This window comes from Mesorhizobium intechi (assembly GCF_002879535.1).
GTDB classification, from domain to species: Bacteria; Pseudomonadota; Alphaproteobacteria; order Rhizobiales; family Rhizobiaceae; genus Mesorhizobium; species Mesorhizobium intechi.
In genome coordinates this window covers 1-4,503 of sequence record NZ_PNOT02000185.1, presented here as the reverse complement: position 1 = coordinate 4,503, position 4,503 = coordinate 1, and the positions used below count along the sequence as shown (strand labels likewise).

General features: G+C 62.3%; 3 protein-coding genes, 1 tRNA gene and 1 pseudogene. 2 read left to right on the top strand and 3 right to left on the bottom strand.

Going from position 1 to position 4,503, the window contains the following annotated elements:
* On the bottom strand, positions 1-356 hold a 356-nt coding region (locus C1D09_RS15500), incomplete at its 3' end, for a polysaccharide deacetylase family protein (RefSeq protein ID WP_143975134.1).
* A 206-nt stretch (positions 357-562) separates the two neighbouring features.
* Positions 563-3,241, bottom strand: a complete 2,679-nt coding sequence (gene ppdK / locus C1D09_RS15495; RefSeq protein WP_143975133.1) for a pyruvate, phosphate dikinase — start codon at positions 3,239-3,241, stop codon at positions 563-565.
* 226 nt (positions 3,242-3,467) lie between these two features.
* On the opposite strand from ppdK, the gene C1D09_RS15490 reads away from it, so the two are divergent.
* Together C1D09_RS15490 and C1D09_RS15485 are read left to right on the top strand one after the other, a co-directional pair.
* A complete protein-coding gene (locus tag C1D09_RS15490; RefSeq protein WP_143975132.1) occupies positions 3,468-3,812 on the top strand; it encodes a VOC family protein in 345 nt (114 codons plus the stop codon).
* 127 nt (positions 3,813-3,939) lie between these two features.
* Positions 3,940-4,014, top strand: a tRNA-Gln gene (locus tag C1D09_RS15485).
* 148 nt (positions 4,015-4,162) lie between these two features.
* Here the strand turns inward: C1D09_RS15485 and C1D09_RS34245 are convergent.
* Positions 4,163-4,287 (bottom strand): annotated as a pseudogene (locus C1D09_RS34245) (IS481 family transposase); the annotation flags it as partial.
* Between the last annotated feature and the right edge of the window lie 216 nt (positions 4,288-4,503).

Genomic DNA, 4,503 nt, shown 5'->3' with positions numbered 1-4,503 from the left:
CTCTTTATGCCATAGATCTTCTGCGGCGTGTCGACCGCCGGAATGTGGCGGCCGCCGTGATTTTCCAGTTCGAAAAGGTCCGGATGCGACCGCATGATCTCGACGGCCGCGTCATTGCGCTTCAGCCAGACTCCGGTGACGAAAATGGTGGCGGGGATCTTGTTTTCCACCAGCGCCGAGAGAATGCGCGTGTCGGTCTGACCGTCGCAGGCGTCGAGCGTGAGCGCAACACGGCCCGCTCCGCTCGCCGCGGGCTTGATGTGCAGCGTGGGCTCGACCAGCGTCGCGGCATGGGCGCTGCATACCGCCACCAACGACATGGCGATCGCGCAGAGATGTCCTTGGAGCAGACGCATCAAACCGAATTCCTGGTTGGCGATTTCAAGCCGGCATCCAAAGACCCGCATGAAGGCGGAAATCGGACGATGGATAGCAGAAAAGTGCATGGCGCGGCAATTTGACCGCTCCAGTGCAAGCGCCATTCGGTAGCCTGACGATCGGTCGCCCTTCAGACAGCGCGTTCTCGCTTCATCTCGGTGCGATTGCGCAATGCGTGATCTCCCTATTCGCGCCCCGCTTTCGCCACCTGTACCGCGGCCTGCGCGGCCGCGAGCCTGGCGATCGGCACGCGATAGGGTGAGCACGACACATAGTCGAGCCCGACCTCCTCGCAGAAGCGGATCGATGCCGGGTCGCCGCCATGTTCGCCGCAGATACCGAGCTTGATCTCCGGGCGTGTCGCCCTGCCCTTTTGCGCGGCCATGCGCACCAGTTCGCCGACACCATCGATGTCGAGCGAGACGAACGGATCCTGCTCGATGATGCCTTTCTGGCGATAGGTTTCGAGGAATGAGGCCGCGTCGTCGCGCGAGATGCCGAACGTGGTCTGGGTGAGGTCGTTGGTGCCGAAGGAGAAGAACTCGGCCGACTCGGCAATGACATGGGCACGGATGGCCGCGCGCGGCAGTTCGATCATCGTGCCGGTGAGGTAATCGATCTTGACGCCGCTCTCTTCCATGACACTCCTGGCGACGGCATCGATGCGCGCCTTCACATAATCGAGTTCCTTCACCAGGCCGACCAGCGGCACCATGATTTCGGGGACGACCAGCGCACCGGCCTTCTGGCCGGCCTCGACGGCGGCCTCGAAAATGGCGCGTGCCTGCATCTCGGCGATCTCGGGATAGGAGACCGCCAGCCGGCAGCCGCGATGGCCAAGCATCGGATTGAATTCGTGCAAGGCCTCGGTGCGCTGCCTGAGCTTGTCGGGCGAAACGTTCATGACGGCCGCGACCTCGGCGATTTCCGCCTCGGTCTTGGGGAGGAATTCGTGCAGCGGCGGATCGAGCAGGCGGATCGTCACCGGCAGGCCGGCCATGATCTCGAACAGTTCAAGGAAATCCGAGCGCTGCATGGGCAGAAGCTTGGCAAGGGCGGCGCGCCGGTCCTTCTCGGCGTCGGCCAGGATCATCTCGCGCATGGCGACGATGCGGGCACCGTCGAAGAACATGTGCTCTGTGCGGCAAAGCCCGATGCCCTCGGCGCCGAAGGAGCGCGCCATGCGGGCATCGAGCGGCGTTTCGGCGTTTGTGCGCACCTTCATGCGGCGCACAGCATCCGCCCATTCCATGATGGCAGCAAAATCGCCGGAAAGTTCCGGCTGCAGCATCGCCACGGCGCCCTGCAACACCTGGCCGTTGCCGCCGTCGATGGTGATGATGTCGCCCTTGCGGAAAGTCCGTCCCATCGAGAGAAGCGTGCCGGCCTTATAGTCGACGCGCAGCGAGCCGGCGCCCGAGACGCAGGGCTTGCCCATGCCGCGCGCCACCACGGCGGCATGGCTGGTCATGCCGCCACGCGTGGTCAGGATGCCCTCGGCGGCATGCATGCCGTGGATGTCCTCTGGGCTGGTCTCGATGCGCACCAGGATCGCCTTGCGGCCCTGTGCCTTCAGGTCTTCCGCATCGCCGGAGGAAAAGACGATCTCGCCGGTGGCAGCGCCCGGCGACGCCGGCAGGCCGACGCCGATGACGTCGCGCGCGGCCTTCGGATCGATGGTCGGGTGCAGCAATTGGTCAAGCGAGGCCGGGTCGATGCGGGCGACGGCTTCCTCCTTCGTGATCAGGCCGTCCCTTGCCATCTCGACGGCAATCTTGAGCGCCGCCTTGGCGGTGCGCTTGCCCGAGCGGGTCTGCAACATCCACAACTTGCCGCGTTCGATGGTGAATTCGAGGTCCTGCATGTCGCGATAGTGCTTTTCTAGGCTGTCGGAGATGGTGACAAAGGACTGGAAGGCATCCGGCATCAGCTTCTGTAGTGACGGCTTATCGGAGCCGGCGGCGATGCGGGCGGCTTCGGTGATGTTCTGCGGCGTACGAATGCCGGCGACGACATCCTCACCCTGTGCGTTCACCAGGAACTCGCCATAGAGCTGCTTTTCGCCGGTAGACGGGTTGCGGGTGAAGGCGACGCCGGTGGCCGAAGTCTCGCCCATATTGCCGAACACCATGGCCTGAACGTTGACCGCCGTGCCCCAGCTTTCGGGAATGTCATGCAGGCGCCGGTAGGTGATGGCACGGTTGTTCATCCAACTCGAGAACACCGCGCCAATGGCGCCCCAGAGCTGTTCCTGCGGATCCTGCGGGAACGGCCTGCCAAGCTCTTCCTCGACCTTGGCCTTGTAAAGCGCGATCACGCCTTGCCATTCGATGGCCGTCAGCTCGGTGTCGAGCTCATGGCCGAGGCTGGCCTTCTGGTCTTCAAGGATTTCCTCGAACACCTCGTGATCGAGGCCCATGACGACGTCGGAATACATCTGGATGAAGCGGCGATAGCTGTCATAGGCAAAGCGTGCATCGCCGGAATCGGTTGCCAGCGCCTCGACCGTTTCGTCGTTGAGGCCAAGATTGAGCACGGTGTCCATCATGCCCGGCATCGAGGCGCGAGCCCCGGAGCGCACCGACACCAGCAGCAGCTTCGACGGATCGCCGAACCGGCGGCCGGTCAGCCGGCCGATGTGATCGAGCGCGACCGCTACATCGCCTTCCAGCCCGGCCGGATAGGCGCGGCCATTGGCATAGTAGGCATTGCAGACCTCCGTGGTGATGGTGAAGCCTGGCGGCACCGGCAAGCCCAGGCTGCACATCTCGGCCAGGTTGGCGCCCTTGCCTCCCAGCAGATTCTTGTCGCCGGCACGGCCTTCGGCCGCACCATCGCCAAAGGTGAAAACCCATTTGGTCATACTTTGCTCTCCGGTTGCAGGAGATTGGAAAGATTGGCGAAACGGAAAGTTCCACCCTGGTCCGACTTTGGAGCGATATGATGCTGCAGTGCGAAAGGCAAGCGCCGGCGGAGCCGTGCCGCCGCTACAATCGATTAAGCAAAAGCCTCGCTTGGGCATGCGTCAAAAAGACTTGCCACGTCGCGAGTTGATGACTAGAACATAAAGGGAACAAAAGGCGCCCCCTATGAAACTGACCGGAAAGATCGACTATCTGGAAATGCCGGCGACCGGCGGCACGCTGGACCGGTTGAAGGCTTTCTACAGTGGTGCCTTTGCCTGGTCGTTCACCGACTACGGACCCACATATTCGGCCTTTGCCGAGGGCCTGGATGGCGGTTTTCAGGCGGATGCCGCGGAAGCATCAGCCAAGCCGCTGCCCGTACTCTATAGCGACGACCTCGAGGAAACCCTCGGCGCTGTCGAAAGTGCAGGCGGCACGATCATCAAGCCGATCTTCACATTTCCCGGCGGCCGGCGCTTCCACTTTGTCGATCCGGCTGGCAATGAGCTGGCTGTCTGGGGTGAATAGCCCGCCCGAGTGGGATCCGGCGCCCTTGTGGATTGCTCGATTTGTGCGTTCCTGCCATCGCTCATAAGCATTGTGCTTTTCGGCCGCTCTGCTAATAACGCGCCGCACAAGCGACTCTGACGGCTATTGGGGCGTCGCCAAGTGGTAAGGCATCGGTTTTTGGTACCGACATTCCCAGGTTCGAATCCTGGCGCCCCAGCCATCCCATTGCGGGTTCGTTCCGGACACATGGGTTACGGTTTATGCCGGAGACATGGGTAACACTTTTGGCCCGAAGGGTTTTGGAGTGGTTCCGAGCCTGCATGTCTCGTCGTCGAAATATCCCAAATCATAGTCCATGAAGCTGGTCAGCCCGGCTTGATGCGCTCGATGTCGATGCCAGGCGCAGCCACCAGACCGACAGTTTGCTGAGGTTGAACAGCGCATTGGAGCTGGCGAAGGGGACGCCATTGTCGGTCCTGACCGCGCTGGGCAGCGTCAGCCCTCCAGGCCGCTATCGTTGTAGCGGGTGAGGATCTTATGACCGGTCTTGGGCGAGATATCGCACTCACGGCAAAGCCCGCCATCTTCTCGCCGTCCAGCAACCAGGCGATGAACTTCGGCCGCTCTTCCATGACGTTACGCTGCCTTCAAGGCACCTTGCTCTCCCTGCAAAGGGCCAAAGTGTGACCCATCTCTCCGAAACGAACTG